The following is a 19,120-nucleotide window of genomic DNA, read 5'->3' as shown; positions in this document are numbered from 1 at the left end:
TCAACCCCGCACGGCCACCAGGCCATCTTGTGTCCTGACGGGCCGCACGGAGCCCCTGACCGCAAAGGAAATGCCATGAACAAGAAGCTCACCGCACGCGTACTGACCGGCGCCGCGATCGTCAGCGCCGCGGGGCTGTTCCTCGGCCTGGCGCCCAGCGAGGCCGCCGTACCGGCCCGGGCCGCTGTCGTCAGCACGCAGGCCAAGCCGGCGCTCAAGGCGTCGAGCCTGCACTTCGGCTACAAGTGCTGGGGCCGGGGCCGGCACTGCGGCGTCGCGGTCCACGCGCCGAAGGGGTGGAAGTTCACCCAGCTCAGCCTGCAGCACGCGAAGTTCACCGACAGCTCGAACACCTGGATGCTCCGTGTCAACGGCGGCCTCGGCGGCAAGGTCGGCACGAGCCGCGGCGCCGACCAGCGGGTCCACGCTCTGCACGGCGTCGCCGGCTTCCAGTTGGTGTCCCGCACCAACGGCAGCACGGCATCGAAGGTCGGATGGGACGCGCCCCGCGTCGCGTACACCGAGATCACCTACACCTACCGTGACGGTTCCCGCGGCAAGCGCCTGGTCACCACCCGCTTCGTCGACACCTTCGAGAGCGGCCGGCGAGCCTACATCGAGCTCACCGTCGCCGGTCGCCCTCAGGACAAGGCCGGCCTTGCAAAGGTCATGGCCGTGGCAACTGAGCGGGTGGCGCTGGTCGGCTGATCAGTTCAGGACGGACGGCAGCGTTGCCGTCCACGCGGTCCGCAGCTCGGTGAGCGGGACCTCGAACTGGTCCTGGACGTCGAGGGTGTCGCCGGTGATGACGCCGATTTTCGCGTGCGGGAAGCGGCGGGCGGTGCACATGTCCGTGAACCGCACCTCCTCCGTCCGCGGTACGGCGACCACCGCGCGGCCGGCCGATTCCGCGAACAGGAACACGAACGGGTCGAGACCGTCCGGCGCCCACACCCGCGCGCCGACGCCGCCGCGCAGCGCGGACTCGACCAGCGTCTGCGCGACACCGCCGTCGCTGACGTCGTGCGCCGCGTCGATCAGGCCGTCCCGCGACGCGTTGATCAGGATGTCGGCCAACTGCTGCTCCGCGGCCAGGTCCACCGCCGGCGGCCGCCCGCCCAGGTGGCCGTGGACGACGTGCGCCCACTCGGACCCGGACAGCTCCTCCTCGGTCTCACCGAGCAGGTACAGCTGGTGGCCCTCCATCTCGGCCGTGAACCCGATCGGCGTACGCCGGGTGACGTCGTCGATCACGCCCAGCACACCGACCACCGGGGTCGGCAGGATCGCGGTCTCGCCGGTCTGGTTGTAGAACGAGACGTTCCCACCGGTGACCGGGATGCCGAGCTCCTTGCAGCCGTCGACCAGGCCGCGGATCGCCTCGGTGAACTGCCACATCACCGCCGGGTCCTCCGGCGAGCCGAAGTTCAGGCAGTCGGTGACCGCGACCGGGCGGGCGCCAGTGGTCGCGACGTTCCGGAACGACTCGGCGAGCGCGAGCTTGGCGCCGGTGTAGGGGTCGAGCTTGGCGAACCGGCCGTTGCAGTCGGTCGACACGGCGACGCCGAGGCCGCTGGTCTCGTCGACCCGGATCATGCCGCTGTCCTCGGGCTGCGCGAGCACCGAGTTGCCGAGCACGTACCGGTCGTACTGGTCCGTCACCCAGGACTTGTCACAGAGGTTCGGCGAGGCGATCAGTTTCAGCAGCGTGTCCCGCAGCTCCGCGCCACTGCTTGCCCGCGGCAACTTCTCGGCACCGTCCGCCTGCAGCTCGTCCTGCCAGGACGGCCGCTCGTACGGACGGTGGTAGACCGGGCCTTCGTGCGCGACGGTCTCCGGCAGGACGTCGACGACCCGCTCACCGTGCCAGTCGATCTCCAGCCGCCCGGTGTCGGTCACCTCACCGATCACATCGGCCTGGACGTCCCACTTCTCACAGATCTTCAGGAACGCCTCGACGTTCTCCGGGGTGACGCAGGCCATCATGCGTTCCTGCGACTCGCTCATCAGGATCTCTTCGGGTGACAGCGAGGCATCCCGCAGCGGAACCTTGTCCAGCGACACCCGCATGCCACCGTCGCCCGCGCTGGCGAGCTCGGACGTCGCACAGGACAGGCCGCCGCCGCCGAGGTCCTGGATGCCCTCGACGACGTTCGCGGCGAAGAGCTCGAGCGTGCACTCGATCAGCAGCTTTTCCATGAACGGGTCGCCGACCTGGACCGCCGGCCGCTTGGTCGGGCCGCCCTCCGCGAAGGTCTCCGACGCCAGCACGGACACGCCGCCGATACCGTCGCCGCCCGTCTTGGCGCCGTACAGGATCATCTGGTTGCCGACGCCGGTCGCGTTCGCGAGGTGGAGGTCCTCGTGCCGCATCACGCCGACGCAGAGCGCGTTCACGAGCGGGTTGCCGAGGTACGTCGGGTCGAAGACGACCTCGCCGCCGATGTTCGGCAGGCCGAGGCTGTTCCCGTAGCCGCCGATGCCGGACACGATCCCCGGCAGCACGCGCTTGGTGTCCGGGGCGTCCAGCGGGCCGAAGCGCAGCGGGTCCATGACCGCGACCGGGCGGGCGCCCATCGCGATGATGTCGCGGACGATGCCGCCGACCCCGGTGGCCGCGCCCTGGTACGGCTCGACGTACGACGGGTGGTTGTGCGACTCGACCTTGAACGTGACGGCGTACCCCTCGCCGATGTCGATGACGCCGGCGTTCTCGCCGATACCGGCCAGCATCTTTCCGGCCGGGGTCTCCTGCGGGATCTCGCCGAAGCGCTTCAGGTGCACCTTGGACGACTTGTACGAGCAGTGCTCGCTCCACATCACCGAGTACATCGCCAGCTCGCAGCTGGTCGGGCGGCGGCCGAGGATGTCCCGGATCCGCTGGTACTCGTCCGGCTTCAGCCCGAGCTCAGCCCACGGCTGCTCGACGTCCGGGGTGCTGGTGGCGTTGCTAACGGTGTCGGTCGACAACTCAGGACTCCTGCACTAGGTGGGGCTCAGGTGAAACGGTAGCTGGCCGGTGGGACGCGATCAGATGCGCTACCAGGATCGGGACGGCGAAGCCGACCATGATCGCGGGGAGGGCGACGCCCGCGTCGTTGAGGAGCATGCCGACCAGACCACAGGTCGACAGTGCGATCAGGGTGGGGCGGATCATCGGGAAGCTGCTGTAGAAGGCGCGGTAGGACTCCGACGGCACCCGCTGCGGCAGGACCGTGGCCAGCATGCAGAAAACGACGGCGACGAGCATCGCCCAGCCGGACGGGCCGGCGAAGAACTGGACAGCCATCTGCAGCTTCCGGATGAAGACATCTGCGACGTCACCGTCGAGCAGCCGGGCGACGAACGTGCCGAAGTGACTGCGCTGTTCGGGCGGACGCAGGTAGTCGAGGAAGGCGACCGCGGACACAACCAGTACGCCGGCCGCGCCCACGCCGATCAGTGCGCGCAGTGAGATGCTCCCGCGCCACGTCAGCCAGGCCATCAGCAGCACAGCCGGTGTCAGCGCGATGATGCCGCCGAAGTCCGTCCCCCAGCCCGGTCGGCCGTCCACCACGATCGCAGCGCCCCCGATGACCAGTACGGCGACCGCTGCCTGCACCCTGCTCTTGTCGATGAGCTTCTGCGCGACCCACCCGGCCGTGACCAGCGCGCCGACCGCCAGTGTCGCGAAGGTGGAGTTGCCGAAGCCGTAGAAGCGCCCGCCGATCACTGGTCCGTCGGCGAACATGCTGCCGACCTGCAGCGGCGTACCGAGCACGCCGTCGACCAGCAGGATCAGGTACGCCGCCAGTGCGAGTCCGAGGAACGCGTACCGCTTCAGCACGACCTGTGCCACCGCAGCGGACACCACGCTGATCCCGAGAACCACGCAGTACAAGGAGAAACCGGGTGATGGCCAGCGCCACCACATGGTCGCCGTGGACAGGAAGACTCCGACGAAGAACCCGCCCTGCACCAGCAACGCGAACACCGCGGTACGCCGGGACGCGGGCGAACGCCGGAGTACGAACCAGAGCAGCGCGAGCACTTCCGCGGCCACGATCGTCAGCGCCACCGCGAACAGGACGGGCCGCGGCTGCTCGAACCGCTCGTTGGTGTCCAGCCTGTCCTCGATCACGGCGGCCGCATCCGTGTGGCGGTCGCCGGTGAAGTGGATCTCGGTGCCGTCCAGAGGACCGGTCGTCGCCGAGCCTGCCGGGTCCACCGCGGCCGGAGTGCGGCCCTTGAGGATCGTCGCCGTCACGTCAGTCAGCTGGATCAGGCCGGGGCGCCGGGTGCTGTCGCTGGTCAGCCAGCGCGGCCCGTTGTCCGGCGGCAGTTGCATCGCGACCAGCGGCTGCTGGTGCGCGTTCGCGAGCTCCTGGCCGATGCCGACGAGCAGCACCCAGCCACCGGCTGCGCGGGCTTCGGCGACCAGCCGCGCGACGTTCTGACGCGCCTCGGCCCGGCCCTCGCGCGGCGGCAACGCACCGGCGTCGACGACCGCGTCACCGCAGTCGGGGCTCGCCAGCCGGGCGCGGTCGAACTCAGGCTGCCAGTTCGCGACGGAGCCGTCGCTCTTCGCCAGCGCGATCGCGGCGCCGGGGCCGAAGCCGCAGATCGGGTAGCCGGTCTGGCCGAGCCGGCCGATCGGTGCGCCGGTGTGGTGCTCGGCCTGGCGGTCGACGTACGTCTGCCAGTCGGCCACCTTCCCGTTGGTCACGGCCGGCAGCTCACGGCAGGGCTGGTCGGACGCGCTCCCCCAGGCCCGCGTCCCCGCGCTGACCGTCAGCCAGCCGTCGACAGGACAGGTGTGCGGCCCGGCCGTCTTCACCGAGATCGAGCCGACGTGGGACTGGTCCACCAACGCGGTCAGCTCCGGCGACGACTTCACGTCGTACCAGGTCAGGCCGGGTACGCCGATCACGACGACCTTCGCGAGCAGGCTGGAGGGGTTCGCCGGCGCGGCGCTCGCCGACGTCGGCTGCGCGATCACGCCGATCACCGCGGCGGCGGTCGCGGCCACGACCGCGGCCACGCGGAGAAGGGTCTGGCGGGGCCATGTCCGCCCCACCACCAACCGCTTCATCAGGAGGCGACGACGGCCTTCAGCACCGAGGTGAAGAAGCCCAGGCCGTCCGTGGTCGGGCCGGTGAGTGTCTCGACGGCGTGCTCCGGGTGCGGCATCAGGCCGACCACGTTGCCGCGCTCGTTGGTGATCCCGGCGATGTCGCGGTACGAGCCGTTCGGGTTGCCGAGGTAGCGGGCCACGACCCGGCCCTCCCCCTCCAGCCGATCCAGCGTCGCCTCGTCGGCGACGTACGAACCGTCCTGGTTCTTCAGCACGATGGTGATCTCGTGGTTCGCGTCGTAGTCGCTGGTCCACGCGGTGCTGTTGTTCTCGATCCGCAGCGCCTGGTCCTTGCAGACGAACTTGCGGTGGTGGTTCTTGATCAGGGCGCCGGGCAGCAGGTGCGACTCGCAGAGCACCTGGAAGCCGTTGCAGATGCCGAGCACCGGCATCCCCTCGCCGGCGCGCTTGATGATCGTCTCCATCACCGGCGCGAACCGGGAGATCGCACCGGCGCGCAGGTAGTCGCCGTACGAGAACCCGCCGGGCAGGACGACCGCGTCCACGCCGTGCAGGTCCGCGTCGCCGTGCCAGAGCGCGACCGCCTCGGCGCCCGCGACCGCGGCCGCGCGGCGGGCGTCGACGTCGTCGAGCGAACCCGGGAAGGTGACGACCCCGATCTTCACTGCCCGGTCTCCACGTGCAGCGTGTAGTCCTCGATCACCGGGTTGGCCAGCAAGGTGTCCGCGGCCTTCCGGATCTCGGCGACCCGCTCCTCGGTCGCCTCACCGTCCAGGGTGATCTCGAAGCGCTTTCCCTGCCGGACGTCGGCCACGCCGTCGAAGCCGAGCCGGCCGAACGCGCCGTGCACCGCCTTGCCCTGCGGGTCGAGGATCTCGGGCTTGAGCATGACGTCGACGACAACGCGAGCCACTGACTACTCCAGGTTCGTTGCGGGGTGACGCCTGAATCCTACCGACCGGCGCCCGGAACTCCCGCATCGACAACTATTCACTCAGTACATACACGGGGTGTATAGTTCCGGTCATGGCCACTGCGGAGCTCGTCCTGGGACTGCTGTCCGCCGGGCCCGCGCACGGGTACGACGTGAAGCGCGGTCACGACGCGTGGTTCCCGGACAGCCGGCCGCTGGCGTTCGGGCAGGTGTACACGACGCTCGGGCGGCTGGAGCGGGACGGACTGGTCGAGGTGGTCGACAAGACCTCCGGCGGCGGCCCGGACCGGACCGTCTACGCACTCACCAGCAAGGGCCGAGACCACCTCGCGGACTGGCTCACCGATCCGGTCCCGCCGGCCTGGGGCAGTGCCGACGAGGTACTGCGGAAGCTGGTGGCGGCCATCCGGACAGGGGGCGACGCCGCAGGGTTCCTGGCCCGTCAGCGCGCCAGCCACCTCCGCCGCATCCGGGAACTGCGGGAGACCCCGGCCGACGACGACCCGACCTCACCACTGGTCCGCGAGTACATCGTGGCCCATCTCGACGCCGATCTGCGCTGGCTGGACAGCGCCCTGGACCGCATCTCGGAGCAGAGGGGAGCTCGCCCATGAATGCCTTGGCATTGGAGCGCGTCGAGTACTCGTACCGACGCAACGCGGCGCTGCGTGGCGTCAGCCTGCAGCTCAAGCCGGGTGAGGTCGTCGCTGTCACCGGTGCGAGCGGCTGCGGCAAGTCGACACTGCTGCACTGCGCGGCGGGCATCCTCGCTCCGGACGCCGGCACGGTCCAGGTGGACGGTCAGGACCTGGCTGCGCTGCCGGAAGAACGGCGCGCGGCACTCCGGCGTACGAAGATCGGCATCGTGCTGCAGTTCGGACAACTGGTGCCCGACCTGCCGCTGGTCGACAACGTGGCGCTGCCGCTGCTCCTGGGCGGTCATGAGCGCGGCGAAGCGCACGTGTCCGCGATGAACTGGCTGGAACAGGTCGGCATCGCTGACGATGCAACTGCCGTTCCAGCCGAGTTGTCCGGCGGCCAGACCCAGCGTGCCGCGGTAGCGCGCGCATTGATCACCGGACCGTCCGTAGTACTCGCGGACGAGCCGACCGGCAGCTTGGACAGCCGGGCCGGCCAGGAACTGCTCGACGTACTGCTGGAAGCCGCTCGTCAGCGTGGCTCAGCCCTGCTGATGGTTACGCACGACAACCTCGTCGCTGCCTCGGCGGATCGCGAGATCCGGCTGCGTGACGGCCTGATCCAGCACGAGGTGGCGCTCTGATGACGCTCGAGACGCTGGTGCAGCTGGCTCGCTCGCGGACCCCTGCCGACCGCAACCGCGTCCAGCTGGCCACTGCGGCTCTGGCTCTGAGCGGCGCCGTCCTCCTCGGGGCACTGCGCATCGCCCGTCTTGGCAAGGGCGAGCTGAGTCCAGAGGTCTACAGCAACTACGTCGCCGAGAGCGGCCTCCGCTCCGGCCTGATCGCGATCCTCATCATTCTCGCCGTCCTCACCGGAGGCCTGGCGGTTCAGGCCCTGCGCCTGGGTACGGCGGCCCGCGAACGGCGACTGGCCGCGCTCCGGCTGGCAGGTGCGTCCAGAAAGCAACTGCGGCAGCTGACCGTGACCGACGCGGCCATGGCGGGGCTGGCGGGAGGCCTGCTCGCGGGACCGACCTACCTGTTGCTGAGTCTGCTGTTCGGCGCACTGCCCCGGATGACCCGCGTCCTTCCCGGTGCGGAGCTGTGGGACGCGGCCATGTGGGTCCCGGTCGTTGTGATGATGACAGCGGCCGGTGCGGTCATCGGCAGCCTGCTGCACCGCGACGGGCCGGTCGCGCGCGAGCAGCAGCAGTCCACAGCGCAGCGCCGTACCGGCATCATCGCCGGGCCTGTACTGATCGCGCTCGGGCTCCTCACCTCGCAGTACCTGGGCTACGTGGGGTCGACGATCCTGCTGGCCGGTCTGGCGCTGTTCTTCTTCAACATGTCTGCGGTCTGGATCCGTGCAGTAGGGCGACGGCTGCAGCGATCCGCGGATCCGGCCAACCTGCTGACCGGCGTCCGGCTGGTGACGGACTCCAGGCCCTCCTCCCGGATCAGCATGCTGCTGGGCTGCTGCGGCTTCCTCGTCGGCACCATGGCGAGCGGAATCGCCAGCGTCGTCGACGACGACAACATGGCAGCGCCTGCGACGTTCTACAACACCGGATTCGGGCTGGCGATCGTCGGACTCGTGCTGGTGGTGCTGACCGCCATGGCCGCACTGATCGTCGGCGTCGCGGACCAACTGGTCGACCAGCGTCGCCAGTTCGCGAGCCTGACCGCTCTCGGCGTCGACCTGCCGTTCCTTCGACGGGTCATCCGCCGTCAGCTGACCACCGTCGCGGCTCCGGCCCTGGCCGTCGGTCTGCTGTTCGGCGCGGTCGCCGGCGTCAACCGGGTGGCCGGCGGCGCGGTGGAGCCGTTCGATCCAGGCACGCTGCTGCTCGCGGCAGCCCTGACGGCCGGGGGCTGGTTGCTCGGTCACCTCGGCGGCGCGGCCGCCGGCTTCCTGCTTCGCAACCAACTCCGGGACGCACTCGATCCCGAGAATCTGAGGGCAGCATGACGACCGCAGTACCGCTTGCCGTCCGCCCGGCACTCCTGCTGGGTGTGCCCAACCGCATCACCCTGATCCGGACCGTGATCGCGATGGTGATCGCCACCTACGCGTTCCGCACCGGCGACCTGACCTGGCTGGTGCTGGGGTACTTCTCGTACTGGTTCGGCGACAGCCTCGACGGCTGGGTGGCTCGCCGCCGGAAGGAAGAGTCCCTGTCCGGTGCGGTGTTCGACATCGTCTGCGACCGGGCGTGCTCGTTCCTGCTGGCGGCCGCGTTCATGGCGACGTACCCGGAGACCATCGGGCCGCTGGCGATCTACCTGGTGCAGTTCGGCGTACTGGACACCATGCTGTCGTTCGCGTTCCTGCTCTGGCCGTGGGTGCTCAGCCCGAACTACTTCCACAAGGTCGACCGGCCGATCTACCTCTGGAACTGGTCCAAGCCCGCCAAGGCGATGAACACCGGCGCGGTGGTGATCTCGCTGCTCGTCGGCGCCCAGACCGGCGCGCACTGGCTGCCGTACTCCGTCGCGATCGCGGCCTGCGTGGTGAAGGTGGTCTCGTCGTACCGGCTCGTGGAGATCCTCTGCGGCCGCCGGCCCGCCGTCCCCGGGGAGCCACGGTGAGTGTCAGGTGTGACCCTGGTCGCTCCCGGAAGTGGGGCTAACTCCCGTGGCAACGGCCGTCATCGCCCTTAGCCTCGGAGACATGTGGCTGTGGCAACTGGTACTCGCGGTGGGCTTCGGCATCGGCTCCGCCGTCGTACCGTTCCTGAACGCGGAGGCGTACGTCCTCGCGCTCGGGGCCACGCACGCCCTGGACCCGGTCGTCGCCGCGATCGGCGTCTCCGTCGGCCAGACGGCCGGCAAGGTCGCGATGTTCCTCGCCGTCCGCTACCGCCCCGGCTACGCGGCCCGCAAGACCAAGGAACCCAAGGCCGTCGACCTGGACACCCGCTGGGGCCGGTTCGTGCAGCGCAACCGGGACCTCAGCAAGCGCCTGCTGGACGCCATGAGTGACAGCCGCTGGGGCGTCCCGGTCACCCTGCTGAGCTCCTTCGTCGGCATCCCGCCGCTGTACGGCGTGGCGATCATCGGCGGCGCCTCGCGGATGCGGACCGTCGTTTTCGGGCTGTCCGTCCTGGCCGGCCGCACCGCCCGCTTCGTCCTGCTGGCGCTCGGCGTGAGCCTTTTCTAGCCCTCGAACTTCCGGCCGGTCAGCTGCTCGTAGGCGCTGATGTACGAAGACCTCGTCCGCTCGACCACCTCGTCCGACAGCGGCGGCGGGGCCTCACCGGACGCGCGGTCCCAGCCGGACTCGAACTGCAGCCAGTCCCGCACGATCTGCTTGTCGTACGACGGCTGCTGCTTGCCCGGGGCCCACTGGTCGGCCGGCCAGAAGCGGCTCGAGTCCGGCGTCAGCACCTCGTCGGCCAGCACGATCGTCCCGTCCGGCCGCGCCCCGAACTCGAACTTCGTGTCGGCCAGGATGATCCCGCGCTCCTCGGCCATCGCCCGCGCCTTGCTGTACACGTCGAGCGTCGCCTGCCGCAGGACGGCCGCGATGTCCGCGCCGACGGTCGCCACCACCGCGTCGTACGACACGTTCTCGTCGTGGTCGCCCAGCTCGGCCTTGGTGGCCGGCGTGAAGATCGGGGTCTCCAGGCGCGAGCCCTCGACCAGGCCCGCCGGCAGCGGGATCCCGCACACCGCGCCGGTGGCGTTGTAGTCCACGAGGCCGGAGCCGCTCAGGTATCCGCGGGCCACGCACTCGACCGGGAACATCGACAGCTTCTCGCACACCACGGCCCGTCCGGCGACCTCCGCCGGTACGTCCGTGGAGATGATGTGGTTCGGCACGTCGAGCTGCTCGAACCACCACAGGCTCATCGCGGTGAGCACCTTCCCCTTGTCGGGGATCAGCGTCTCCAGGATCCAGTCGAACGCACTCATCCGGTCGCTCGCGACCATCAGCAGCTCACCGGACTCCAGCTCGTACAGGTCCCGGACCTTGCCGGAGTGGATGTGCTTCGCACCGTCGATCTCAGGGGCCTGCGGAGGTGTGGTCACAGCAGCGATTCTTCCATCCGCCTATTTCCGGGCGCGCAGGGACACCAGTTTGCCGCCCACCGCGAACAGGCCGTCGCGGACCGTGCGGACCACGCGGTTCTCGGTCTGGGCGATCCGGCCGAGGTTCCGCGACAGTCTGACCAGCTTGGTCGTCGCGCGCCGGCGTTCGGCGTCGTACGCCGTCAGCGCGGCCGCCAGCTCGCCGGCGCTACCGAGGTGTCGCGCCAGTGCGCCGGCGTCCTCGATCGCGGAGCAGGCACCGCGGCCCAGGTTCGGCGTCATGGCATGTGCCGCGTCGCCGAGCAGCACCACCCTGCCCCGCACGAACGGCACCAGCGGCAACGTCAGGTCGTAGATGTCGTTCTGCAAGATCTTCTCGCTGCCCGCGATCAGCCGCGGGATCGGGTCGTGCCAGCTCTCGAACACCGTCGGCTCGCTCTTCGCGCCGGCCGGCTGGTTCGCGGTCCCGTACCAGTAGAACCGCCCGTCGATCAGCCGCGCGAACCCGAACACCCGCCCCGAGCCCCAGGTCTCGCCACCACCGTCGTCGAGGTCGACGTCCGCGATCCCCCGGTACGCGGTGAAACCGGAGTACCGCGGGCCTGCGTACTGCGGGTACAGCGCTCCACGCACCACGCTCCGGATCCCGTCGGCGGCCACCAGCAGCTCCGCCCGCAGCTCCCCGTTGACCGTGACCCCGTCCGCGTCCTGCTCCACCGTGCGTACGTCGTACCCGGTCCGGACTGTCACCGCGGGACCGAACTCGGCCGTGATCAGGTCGTGCAACTGCGCCCGATGGATCATCACCGGGATCTCCACGCCGAGCTGCGCCGCACTGACCACCCAGCGGCCGTCGGGCTTGCGCATGCCGGCCGGTTGGGACGGTACGGACGCCTTCTCGACGCCCTTCACCCCGAGCTCCTCGAGCACGGCGACCGCCGACGGCCAGACCGAGATACCGGCCCCCACCTCGCCCAGCTCCGGAGCACGCTCCAGCACTGTGACCTGCCAGCCGCACCGTTGCAGCGCGACAGCAGCGGTGACCCCTCCGATCCCCGCTCCGACCACGATCGCCGTACTCATGTCCATGACTCTACATCTGTAGAGTTCGGAACGGAAGTGCGAGACTGTGCGGCGTGAGCACACAGGTTCCGCGCGGTGCGGATCGCCGGGACGCCATCGCGGACGCCGCGATCCACCTCGTCGCGACCCGCGGACTGCGGGGCCTCACCCACCGGGCCGTCGACGCGGAAGCGGGCCTGCCGCCGGGCTCCACGTCGTACTACCTGCGCACGCGGAACGCCCTGCTCACCGCCTGCGTGAACCGGATGCTCACCCGCGATGTGGCCGGGATGCCCCCGGCCGGGGCGGACCCGGTCGAGCTGATGGTGGAGCTGACGACAGGACTCGCGCGGGACCGGGCGGACGACCTGGTCGCGCGGTACGAGTTGTCGCTCGAGGCGAGCCGTCAGCCGGAACTGCGGGCGGCGATCGACGAGGGCGGGCGGCAACTGCGCGCGATGCTCGGTCAGTTGCTGGCCGGGCTGGGCATCCGCGACCCGGAAACCGCGGCATGGCCGGTCGCCGCGATGCTCGACGGGCTGATGTACGACCGCGTCGCCGGGACGGGGGCCATGTTGTCGCCCGACGCCTTCGAGGCCGCCGTACGACGCTCTGTGACAGCGCTGATCGCGGGGCTCAGAGACGGTCGGTGACCGTGACGAACGTGAAGTAGCAGACGCCGACCAGCATGCCGACGTGGCCGAGGACGGACAGGCCGGCGCCGGAACCCCAGGCGTCACCCTTCGTGTCCTCGGAGTGCTTGCCGCCGCTCGGCAGCCAGCGGGCCAGCAGCAACAATCCGACGACGGTCAGCAACCACCACCCGGCCAGCATGATCAGTGCGATCTCCCGCCGACCGGTGACCAAGGCAACGACCCAGCCGATCAGGGTGATCACGCCGACGACCGTGTGCAGCCGCAGCAGGATGGCCGAATACCCGTGCCGGCCGGCGCCGTGACCGGTGCCGTCGACAACGGTGCCACCGAGGCGGACACGCGTCAGCAGTACGACGACCGCCCCGAGCGCGGTCAGGAACCAGGTGACGTTCGACCATTCCACGCCCCGACCCATACCCCACCCACCCCACCACCCAACCCTCCCGCGCACCGCCCACCCCGACTTTGTGCACCCACCGCCCATTTTCCGGCGCGCGAAATGAGCGGCACGTGCACAAAGACACCCGAGTGCCCGCCCGGGGGCGGGTCGCGGGGTCGCGGGGCGCGGTGGTGCTGGGGTGCTGGGGTTGGGCGAGGGTCAACTGGTGCGCGTTTGGCCCTGGTCGGGCTGGGTGCCCTGGTTCGGTTGGATGCCCTGGTTCGGTTGGGTGCCCTGGTTCGGTTGAGTGCCCTGGTTGGGGACGGTGCCCTGGCCTTGACCGTCGTCCTGGGGGAAGCCGCCGCGGAAGCCGCCGCCGGGTCCGCCGAACTGCCCTTGCTGGTTACTCGTCCCGTCCCACGAGTGCCCCACCGCCATCCCACCCAGGAACGCCAGCACGGCAAGGATCGAACCAGCACCCGCCAGCACGAGGTTGCCGGGCCGCCCGCCCTTCCCGTCCGTGGAAGACCCCGCAGGCGAAGCCGCACCACCCGGCACCGCCACCCCCTCCGCCACCGCACCCGCCGCCATCGCATCCGCCGCACCCGCAGGCGGCGCTGCCTGCGCCGCCGAACCGGCCCGCCCCGCCGAGCCTGTCCGCGTCGTCGCCTGCCCCGCAGGACCGGCCTGCCCCGCCAAGGCGGCCTGCCCTGCCGAGCCGGGCTGTGCTGCCGAGTCGGGCTGTGCTGCGGAGCTGGCCTGGACTGCCGGGCTCGTCTGTGGTGCGGAGCCGGGGTGGGGTGCATGGGGCTGGGGTTCTGGGGGCTGGGTCATGTTCATGCTCCTGTTCCGGTGGTGAGGTCGTAGATGGTGGTGTTGCCGACGGTCTGGGACTGGAAGTTCTCGCTCACCCAGGTGGTGATCTCGTTGGAGGTGCCGCCGCGGCCGCCCATCATCCCGCCGCCACCGCCGACGAAATAGTGAATCTTGCCCTGGGCAACCAGTTCCTTGAACTCGGCCAGCGTCGGCGCCGCGTCCGTCCCGTTGAACCCGCCGATCGCCATGATCGGCTCCTCAGAGGCGATCTGCAGCGGCGCGGCCCCGTTCGCGGTCACCGCGGCGGCAGCCCAGGTGTACCCCTTCGCACCCTCCTGCAGCAGCGCCACCAGCTCACTCGACACCCCGCTGGTCCCACCCCCACCAAGGAATCCACCAACACCTCCGGCACCACCCTGCCGCGTTGTACCCGTCCCGGGCTGCGTAGTACCCGTGCCCGGCTGCTGCGTCGTACCGTTGCCGTTCTGACCAGGCGGCATCCCCATCCGCCCGCCGCCGAAGCCACCACGTCCGCCCGTCCCGCCGGCACCCGACGGTCCCGCGGACGGCAGCGCCCCGGCATACGCCGTACTGATCGTCGACAGCGAGTACGCCGTCGGTCCCGCCAGCGCGCTCACCGTGAGCAGCGCCGCGACGAAGAGCCCAGCCCGCCGAGCCGCCAGCCGGTGCAGCTTCAGCTCCGGCAGCAACATCAAGACCCCAGCAGCGAGTACGCCGGTCACGAGCACCGCCCAGCGCAACCACGGCTGCCACGGCGGCGTCTGGTTCAGCAACGCGAAGCTCCACCCGGCCGTCAGCAGGATCCCGCCCGCCAATGTTGTTCGCGGCAACCATTCCGAACGCCGTCGCCAGAGCACCGCCATCGCCGCACCGATCAGCGCACCGATCGCCGGCGCGAGCGCGATCATGTAGTAGCTGTGGATGATGCCCTGCATGTAGCTGAACACCAGCCCGGTGACCACCAGCCAGCCGCCCCACAGCAACGCGAACGCCCGCTTCCGATCCGTCCGCGGCGCCTTGCCCGCAGCAACTACCAGTACGACGGTCGCAAGCAACGCAGCCGGCAACAACCAGGCGATCTGCGAGGCGAACTCACCACCGAACAGCCGCTGAAGACCAGTCGCGCCACCCCACCCGGGGTTGCCGGTACCGCCACCGACTGATCCGGTCTCATTGCCGCTCAACCGCCCGAGTCCGTTGTAGCCGAGCGTCAGCTCGAGAATGCTGTTCGTCGACGACCCGCCGATGTACGGCCGTGCCGACGCCGGCATCAGCTCGACGATCGCGACCCACCACCCGGCGCTCACGATCAGCGAGCCCGTCGCCAGCAGGAGGTGCACCAGGCGCTTCCCGAGCGCAGGCTTGCCGGCCACCAGGTACGCGATCCCGAACGCCGGCAGGATCAGGAACGCCTGCAGCATCTTCGTCAGGAACCCGAAGCCGACCAGCGCACCGGCCAGCATCATCCACCGCGCCGCGTACTTGGTCGAGTCGATCGCCCGCGTCACCGCCCACGCGCCGGCGCAGAGCAGCAGGATCAGCAGCGCATCCGGGTTGTTGAACCGGAACATCAGTACGGCGACCGGCGTCAGCGCGAGGATCGCCCCGGCCAGCAGGCCCGCGTTGGCGGAGAACCAGCGCCGGACGGACACGTACACGAAGCCGACGCTCGCCACGCCCATGAGCGCCTCGGGCACCAGCATGCTCCAGCTGCTGAAGCCGAAGATCCGCCCGGACAGTCCCATCACCCACAGCGAGGCGGGCGTCTTGTCGACGGTGATGAAGCTCGACGCGTCGAACGACCCGAAGAACCAGGCCTTCCAGCTCGTCGACCCGGCCTGGACCGCGGCCGCGTAGTACTCGTTGGCGTAGCCGTTCCGGGACAGGCCCCACAGGTATGCGATCGCGGTCAGCGCCAGCAGGCCGCCGTACAGGATCTTGTCGCGACTCAAGGTGTACTGCGTCGTGATCGCGCGAGGCCGTGTCGCCTCGACGGGATCGGAGACAGTCGTCATGTCAGTTGCTCCGTGTGTGGTCGAGAACCGCTGGGGGTTCGAGGGCGGGCAAGGTAGGCGCGTCGTCGTCGAACACCCACGTCTGGAAGAGGCTGAACCGGACCACGGTGGCGGCCAGGTTCGCGATGGTCAGAACGGTGACTTCGACCGCCTGATGCGGCGCGGTGACCGCGGTGTGGAGCAACCAGAGCGACGCGGCGGTCAGGCTCCAGCCGATGCCGAAGGTGACCAGGCCGCGCAGCTGATGCCGCCACCGGCCCTCCACGCCGCGCACGCCGAACGTGATCCGCCGGTTGAGCGCGGTGTTGCCGACCGCTGTGATCAGGAGTGCGAGCACGTTGGCGCCCTGGGCCGGCATCCCTTGCCGCAGGACGAGATAGAGCAGCGCGTACGCCGCTGTGCTCAACACACCGACTGCGCAGAAGCGCAGTACCCGCGCCGCGAGCGCCGTCCGGGGATCGAGGATCCGCGGCCGGCCGTACTGCCGGCGGATCGGCTCCAAGTCAACCCGGCCGCGCATCAGTCGAGCGATCCCCCGCAGATCCTCGCCGACCGTCTTCGCGATCGCGACCCGCGAGTCCAGGTCGTCCACCCAGTCCACCGGTACTTCGTGGATCCTCAGGCCCGCCTGCTCGGCGAGCACCAGAAGCTCGGTGTCGAAGAACCAGCTGGTGTCCTCCACCAGGGGCAGCAGCTCCCGCGCCACGTCCGCGCGGATCGCCTTGAATCCGCACTGTGCGTCCGAGAAGCGAGCACTCAACGTTGCCCGTAGCAACAGATTGTACGAGCGCGAGATGAACTCCCGCTTCGGTCGCCGTACCACTCGGGAACTGTTCGCCAGCCGGGTGCCGATGGCAACATCGCTGTGCCCGGCGAACAGCGGCGCGACCAGCGGCAGCAAGGCGTTCAGGTTGGTGGACAGGTCGACGTCCATATAGGCGAGCACCTCGGCGGTGCTCTCGGACCAGACCTGTTTCAGCGCACGGCCGCGCCCGGACTGCTCGAGCCGGACGACCCTGACCCCGGCCATCTCGCTCGCCAGCAGGAGGCCGATCTCATAGGTCGCGTCCGTACTTCCGTTGTCCGCGATGCAGACCTCGGCCGGAAACGGGAAAGCGGTGTCGAGAAACTCCCGCAACCGTCTGATGTTCGGTCCGAGATCGTTTTCCTCGTTCTTGACGGGTACGACGATCTCGACCCGAGGATGATGACCTGGAATCTGCATGCCACCGATGCTGTCCGGTGAACCTGAGGCGGCCCCTGCGTGTGGCTGGCAGTTTCCTGGGAGCTACCGAGTGCGTCGCAGCCAGAGCAGTCCGAGCACCGGGAGGACGAGCGGCACGTATCCGTAGCCCTGGCCGAAGTGCGACCACACGGTCGCGTCCGGGAAGTCGTCCGGTACGGCGTAACTGAACGCGCCGATCCCCAGCACGCCGACCAGCTCGACCACGATCGCAGCCGTCGCCACCTTGCGGGACAGCGTGGTCGCCTTCGCCAGCGCGAACGTGGCGGCGCAGTAGATGACCGCGGCAACGGCCGACAACAGGTACGCGATCGGGGCGTCACCGAACTTCGTCGCGATCTGTACGCCGGCCCGCGCGGTCGCCGCCAGCGCGAACACGCCGTACACCGCGATCAGGATCCGCCCCGGCCCGTGTTTCGTGGCAGCCGGATGCGTCATCACAGAGGAGTCCACAGGGTGTGCAGCCGCAGTTCGACGATCGGGATCACCGCACAAGCGATCGCCAGCGCACCGGCTCCCCAGCGGCTGCTCTCGGCCAGCGCCCAGAACGCCCCGATCGGGAGGATGACGAGCGCCCCGATCAGGTACCCGATGAAGAACGGCCCGGACACGTCGCGGTCGGTGCCGGAGTACTGGGCGATGCCGACGACCAGTTGCGCGATCAGCCCGACCTCGACGATGCCGAGTATTCCCAGCACCGTCCAGTCGATGCGCTTGTTCCGAGCGGCGAGCACGACGGCGTACACCATCGCGGCCAGCGACAACGCGACGAGGGTCCAGGTGAGCGGCGCGAACACGGTTCAGAGGATGCCACCCCGGCTGAAACCGCTGCCCTCGGGGTAGCGCCTGGCCGTAACTTCCGGCCTCGCGCCCGCATCTAGCTAGGTGTCCTTAAGGGGGGCACCATGAAACCGAATCCCAGCATCCACGTCCGCAGGTCGATCGGGGTCGCCGTCGTGGCGGCCGTGCTCTCGGCGGGCGCAGCGCCCGCCCTCGCCGTCGATCGGTCCGGCGGCACCATCAGTCTCGTGTCCGTCGGATCAAGTGGCGGCGGCGGTGACGGCCCGTCGTTCTCCGGGACCGAGAAGGGTCTCGGAGTGTCGGCGAACGGTCGCTTCGTCGTCTTCTCGTCGTACGCGAGTGATCTCGTGGCCGGCGACACCAACGGCCAGCGGGATGTGTTCGTCCGCGACACCGCCACCGGCAGTACGACGCTCGCCTCGGTCGGCGCGGGCGGCGTCCAGGGGAACGGCGAGAGCCGCCAGGGGTCGATCTCGGACGACGGGCGGTTCGTCGCCTTCAACTCGTACGCCTCGAACCTCGCGCCCGGCGACACCAACGACAGCCCTGACGTGTTCGTCCGCGACCTGGTGACCGGACAGACGTCGCCCGTCTCGGTGGGACCCAGCGGCCTGGCGGACCGCGGCGCGCATCAGCCGGACATCTCGGCCGACGGCGGTCACGTGTCGTTCACCTCGAGTGCGACGAACCTCGTGGCCGGCGACACCAACGACACCGAGGACATCTTCGTCCGCGACCTGCAGGCCGGGCAGACGGACCGCGTCTCGCTGACGTCGAACGGCCTCCAGAACGACATCTTCTCCAGGGACTCCTCGATCTCGGCGGACGGTCGATTCGTGGCCTTCACGACGCCGGCCCAACTGGTGTCCGACCCGCCGCCGGCCCCGGTCGACACGATCGTCTACGTCCGCGACCGCACCACGAACACGACCCGGGCGGTGTCGTACGGCGTGGCCACCGACCCTCGGGCCGCGATGGTCGAGACGATCTACCCGGACCTCTCCGCTGACGGCCGGTTCGTGGTGTTCACCGTGATCAGCTGGCTGGCGATCGGCTTCGACGCCGTACCCAATGTCTGGCTTCGCGATCTCCGGACCGATCGGCTGGAGCTGATCTCGGCCGACAGGCAGGGCAAGCCGTCGACAGCGGTCGGGCCGGTGTTCCGCAGCGACGTGTCCGCTGACGGCAGGTACGTCGCCTTCGGCACCCGCGGACGCATCACACCCGCGGACCGCGGAGATCTCAGCGACGTCTTCCGGCTCGACCGGAGGAGCGGTTCGCTGACGTGGATCACGCAGCGTCAGGACCAGACCGGCTTCGGCAACGGAAGCGTCGGCCCGGCGATCTCCGCCGACGGACAGCATGTCGCCTTCGAGTCCGACGCCAAGGGCCTGGTCAGCGGCACGGTCGACCTCGAAACCTACAAGTGGAGCGCGCGGTAAGCGG

General features: G+C 69.7%; 20 protein-coding genes. 8 read left to right on the top strand and 12 right to left on the bottom strand.

Going from position 1 to position 19,120, the window contains the following annotated elements; genetic code table 11:
• Positions 1-75 precede the first annotated feature (75 nt).
• Positions 76-708, top strand: coding sequence for a hypothetical protein (locus BJY22_RS08225; protein ID WP_167204968.1), 633 nt, complete (start codon positions 76-78; stop codon positions 706-708).
• On the opposite strand, the gene purL is transcribed toward BJY22_RS08225, so the two are convergent.
• Genes purL through purS form a run of 4 tightly spaced genes read right to left on the bottom strand, consistent with a single transcriptional unit; the run spans position 709 to position 5,987 of the window.
• A complete protein-coding gene (gene purL / locus BJY22_RS08220) occupies positions 709-2,970 on the bottom strand; it encodes a phosphoribosylformylglycinamidine synthase subunit PurL (RefSeq protein WP_167204966.1) in 2,262 nt (753 codons plus the stop codon).
• A 1-nt stretch (position 2,971) separates the two neighbouring features.
• A complete protein-coding gene (locus BJY22_RS08215) occupies positions 2,972-5,020 on the bottom strand; it encodes a hypothetical protein (protein WP_238350314.1) in 2,049 nt (682 codons plus the stop codon).
• A gap of 50 nt (positions 5,021-5,070) precedes the next feature.
• Positions 5,071-5,739 carry a phosphoribosylformylglycinamidine synthase subunit PurQ gene (gene purQ, locus BJY22_RS08210; RefSeq protein WP_167204964.1) on the bottom strand — a complete coding sequence of 223 codons (669 nt, stop codon included), beginning with the start codon at positions 5,737-5,739 and terminating at the stop codon, positions 5,071-5,073.
• The gene (gene purS / locus BJY22_RS08205) at positions 5,736-5,987 is read right to left on the bottom strand and encodes a phosphoribosylformylglycinamidine synthase subunit PurS (protein ID WP_167204962.1); all 252 of its coding nucleotides are present in this window, start codon (positions 5,985-5,987) and stop codon (positions 5,736-5,738) included. Before purS ends, purQ begins: the two co-directional genes overlap by 4 nt.
• Positions 5,988-6,100: 113 nt before the next feature.
• Here purS and BJY22_RS08200 point away from each other — a divergent pair, with 113 nt between their 5' ends.
• The 5 genes from BJY22_RS08200 (at position 6,101) to BJY22_RS08180 (ending at position 9,809) form a co-directional block, all read left to right on the top strand.
• Complete coding sequence (locus BJY22_RS08200; RefSeq protein WP_167204960.1) at positions 6,101-6,622, top strand: PadR family transcriptional regulator; 522 nt, start codon at positions 6,101-6,103, stop codon at positions 6,620-6,622.
• Positions 6,619-7,290: an ABC transporter ATP-binding protein gene (locus BJY22_RS08195; RefSeq protein ID WP_167204958.1), complete on the top strand. Its 672-nt coding sequence runs from the start codon at positions 6,619-6,621 to the stop codon at positions 7,288-7,290. The genes BJY22_RS08200 and BJY22_RS08195 overlap by 4 nt, the downstream gene beginning before the upstream one ends.
• Positions 7,290-8,618 (top strand): FtsX-like permease family protein, encoded by a 1,329-nt coding sequence (locus BJY22_RS08190; protein ID WP_167204956.1) that lies wholly within the window; start codon positions 7,290-7,292, stop codon positions 8,616-8,618. Before BJY22_RS08195 ends, BJY22_RS08190 begins: the two co-directional genes overlap by 1 nt.
• Positions 8,615-9,238, top strand: coding sequence for a CDP-alcohol phosphatidyltransferase family protein (locus tag BJY22_RS08185; protein WP_167204954.1), 624 nt, complete (start codon positions 8,615-8,617; stop codon positions 9,236-9,238). The genes BJY22_RS08190 and BJY22_RS08185 overlap by 4 nt, the downstream gene beginning before the upstream one ends.
• An 82-nt stretch (positions 9,239-9,320) precedes the next feature.
• On the top strand, positions 9,321-9,809 hold the full coding sequence (locus tag BJY22_RS08180) for a hypothetical protein (RefSeq protein ID WP_167204952.1): 489 nt from the start codon (positions 9,321-9,323) through the stop codon (positions 9,807-9,809).
• On the opposite strand, the gene BJY22_RS08175 is transcribed toward BJY22_RS08180, so the two are convergent.
• On the bottom strand, positions 9,806-10,681 hold the full coding sequence (locus tag BJY22_RS08175; RefSeq protein WP_167204950.1) for a phosphoribosylaminoimidazolesuccinocarboxamide synthase: 876 nt from the start codon (positions 10,679-10,681) through the stop codon (positions 9,806-9,808). The two genes, BJY22_RS08180 and BJY22_RS08175, sit on opposite strands and share 4 nt — an antisense overlap.
• 21 nt (positions 10,682-10,702) lie before the next feature.
• Positions 10,703-11,764: an FAD-dependent monooxygenase gene (locus BJY22_RS08170; RefSeq protein WP_167204948.1), complete on the bottom strand. Its 1,062-nt coding sequence runs from the start codon at positions 11,762-11,764 to the stop codon at positions 10,703-10,705.
• A 53-nt stretch (positions 11,765-11,817) separates the two neighbouring features.
• Here BJY22_RS08170 and BJY22_RS42860 point away from each other — a divergent pair, with 53 nt between their 5' ends.
• On the top strand, positions 11,818-12,396 hold the full coding sequence (locus BJY22_RS42860; RefSeq protein ID WP_167204946.1) for a TetR family transcriptional regulator C-terminal domain-containing protein: 579 nt from the start codon (positions 11,818-11,820) through the stop codon (positions 12,394-12,396).
• On the opposite strand, the gene BJY22_RS08160 is transcribed toward BJY22_RS42860, so the two are convergent.
• The 6 genes from BJY22_RS08160 to BJY22_RS08135 all read right to left on the bottom strand — a co-directional run bounded on the left by BJY22_RS08160 (position 12,380) and on the right by BJY22_RS08135 (position 17,670).
• On the bottom strand, positions 12,380-12,814 hold the full coding sequence (locus tag BJY22_RS08160; RefSeq protein ID WP_167204944.1) for a hypothetical protein: 435 nt from the start codon (positions 12,812-12,814) through the stop codon (positions 12,380-12,382). The genes BJY22_RS42860 and BJY22_RS08160 overlap by 17 nt on opposite strands.
• Positions 12,815-12,997: 183 nt before the next feature.
• Positions 12,998-13,612: a hypothetical protein gene (locus tag BJY22_RS08155; RefSeq protein WP_167204942.1), complete on the bottom strand. Its 615-nt coding sequence runs from the start codon at positions 13,610-13,612 to the stop codon at positions 12,998-13,000.
• A 2-nt stretch (positions 13,613-13,614) separates the two neighbouring features.
• Complete coding sequence (locus tag BJY22_RS08150; protein WP_167204940.1) at positions 13,615-15,630, bottom strand: glycosyltransferase family 39 protein; 2,016 nt, start codon at positions 15,628-15,630, stop codon at positions 13,615-13,617.
• 1 nt (position 15,631) lies between these two features.
• Entirely contained in the window at positions 15,632-16,855 is a 1,224-nt protein-coding gene (locus BJY22_RS08145; protein ID WP_167204938.1) for a bifunctional glycosyltransferase family 2/GtrA family protein, read from the bottom strand.
• 63 nt (positions 16,856-16,918) lie between these two features.
• The gene (locus BJY22_RS08140) at positions 16,919-17,311 is read right to left on the bottom strand and encodes a hypothetical protein (RefSeq protein ID WP_167204936.1); all 393 of its coding nucleotides are present in this window, start codon (positions 17,309-17,311) and stop codon (positions 16,919-16,921) included.
• Positions 17,311-17,670, bottom strand: coding sequence for a hypothetical protein (locus BJY22_RS08135; protein WP_167204934.1), 360 nt, complete (start codon positions 17,668-17,670; stop codon positions 17,311-17,313). Before BJY22_RS08135 ends, BJY22_RS08140 begins: the two co-directional genes overlap by 1 nt.
• Positions 17,671-17,778: 108 nt before the next feature.
• Here BJY22_RS08135 and BJY22_RS08130 point away from each other — a divergent pair, with 108 nt between their 5' ends.
• The gene (locus tag BJY22_RS08130; RefSeq protein WP_167204932.1) at positions 17,779-19,116 is read left to right on the top strand and encodes a TolB family protein; all 1,338 of its coding nucleotides are present in this window, start codon (positions 17,779-17,781) and stop codon (positions 19,114-19,116) included.
• The last annotated feature ends 4 nt before the right edge of the window (positions 19,117-19,120 follow it).

Source organism: Kribbella shirazensis, from assembly GCF_011761605.1.
Classification (GTDB): domain Bacteria; phylum Actinomycetota; class Actinomycetes; order Propionibacteriales; family Kribbellaceae; genus Kribbella; species Kribbella shirazensis.
The sequence above is the reverse complement of the archived record's forward strand: the minus strand, read 5'-3'. Positions and strand labels throughout refer to the sequence as shown.

Coding starts and splice junctions, on each gene's coding strand:
- BJY22_RS08225 (WP_167204968.1), top strand. CDS start 76: ATGAACAAGAAGCTCACCGCACGCGTACTGACCGGCGCCGCGATCGTC.
- BJY22_RS08200 (WP_167204960.1), top strand. CDS start 6,101: ATGGCCACTGCGGAGCTCGTCCTGGGACTGCTGTCCGCCGGGCCCGCG.
- BJY22_RS08195 (WP_167204958.1), top strand. CDS start 6,619: ATGAATGCCTTGGCATTGGAGCGCGTCGAGTACTCGTACCGACGCAAC.
- BJY22_RS08190 (WP_167204956.1), top strand. CDS start 7,290: ATGACGCTCGAGACGCTGGTGCAGCTGGCTCGCTCGCGGACCCCTGCC.
- BJY22_RS08185 (WP_167204954.1), top strand. CDS start 8,615: ATGACGACCGCAGTACCGCTTGCCGTCCGCCCGGCACTCCTGCTGGGT.
- BJY22_RS08180 (WP_167204952.1), top strand. CDS start 9,321: ATGTGGCTGTGGCAACTGGTACTCGCGGTGGGCTTCGGCATCGGCTCC.
- BJY22_RS08170 (WP_167204948.1), bottom strand. CDS start 11,764: ATGAGTACGGCGATCGTGGTCGGAGCGGGGATCGGAGGGGTCACCGCT.
- BJY22_RS08160 (WP_167204944.1), bottom strand. CDS start 12,814: ATGGGTCGGGGCGTGGAATGGTCGAACGTCACCTGGTTCCTGACCGCG.
- BJY22_RS08155 (WP_167204942.1), bottom strand. CDS start 13,612: ATGACCCAGCCCCCAGAACCCCAGCCCCATGCACCCCACCCCGGCTCC.
- BJY22_RS08150 (WP_167204940.1), bottom strand. CDS start 15,630: ATGACGACTGTCTCCGATCCCGTCGAGGCGACACGGCCTCGCGCGATC.
- BJY22_RS08145 (WP_167204938.1), bottom strand. CDS start 16,855: ATGCAGATTCCAGGTCATCATCCTCGGGTCGAGATCGTCGTACCCGTC.
- BJY22_RS08140 (WP_167204936.1), bottom strand. CDS start 17,311: ATGACGCATCCGGCTGCCACGAAACACGGGCCGGGGCGGATCCTGATC.
- BJY22_RS08130 (WP_167204932.1), top strand. CDS start 17,779: ATGAAACCGAATCCCAGCATCCACGTCCGCAGGTCGATCGGGGTCGCC.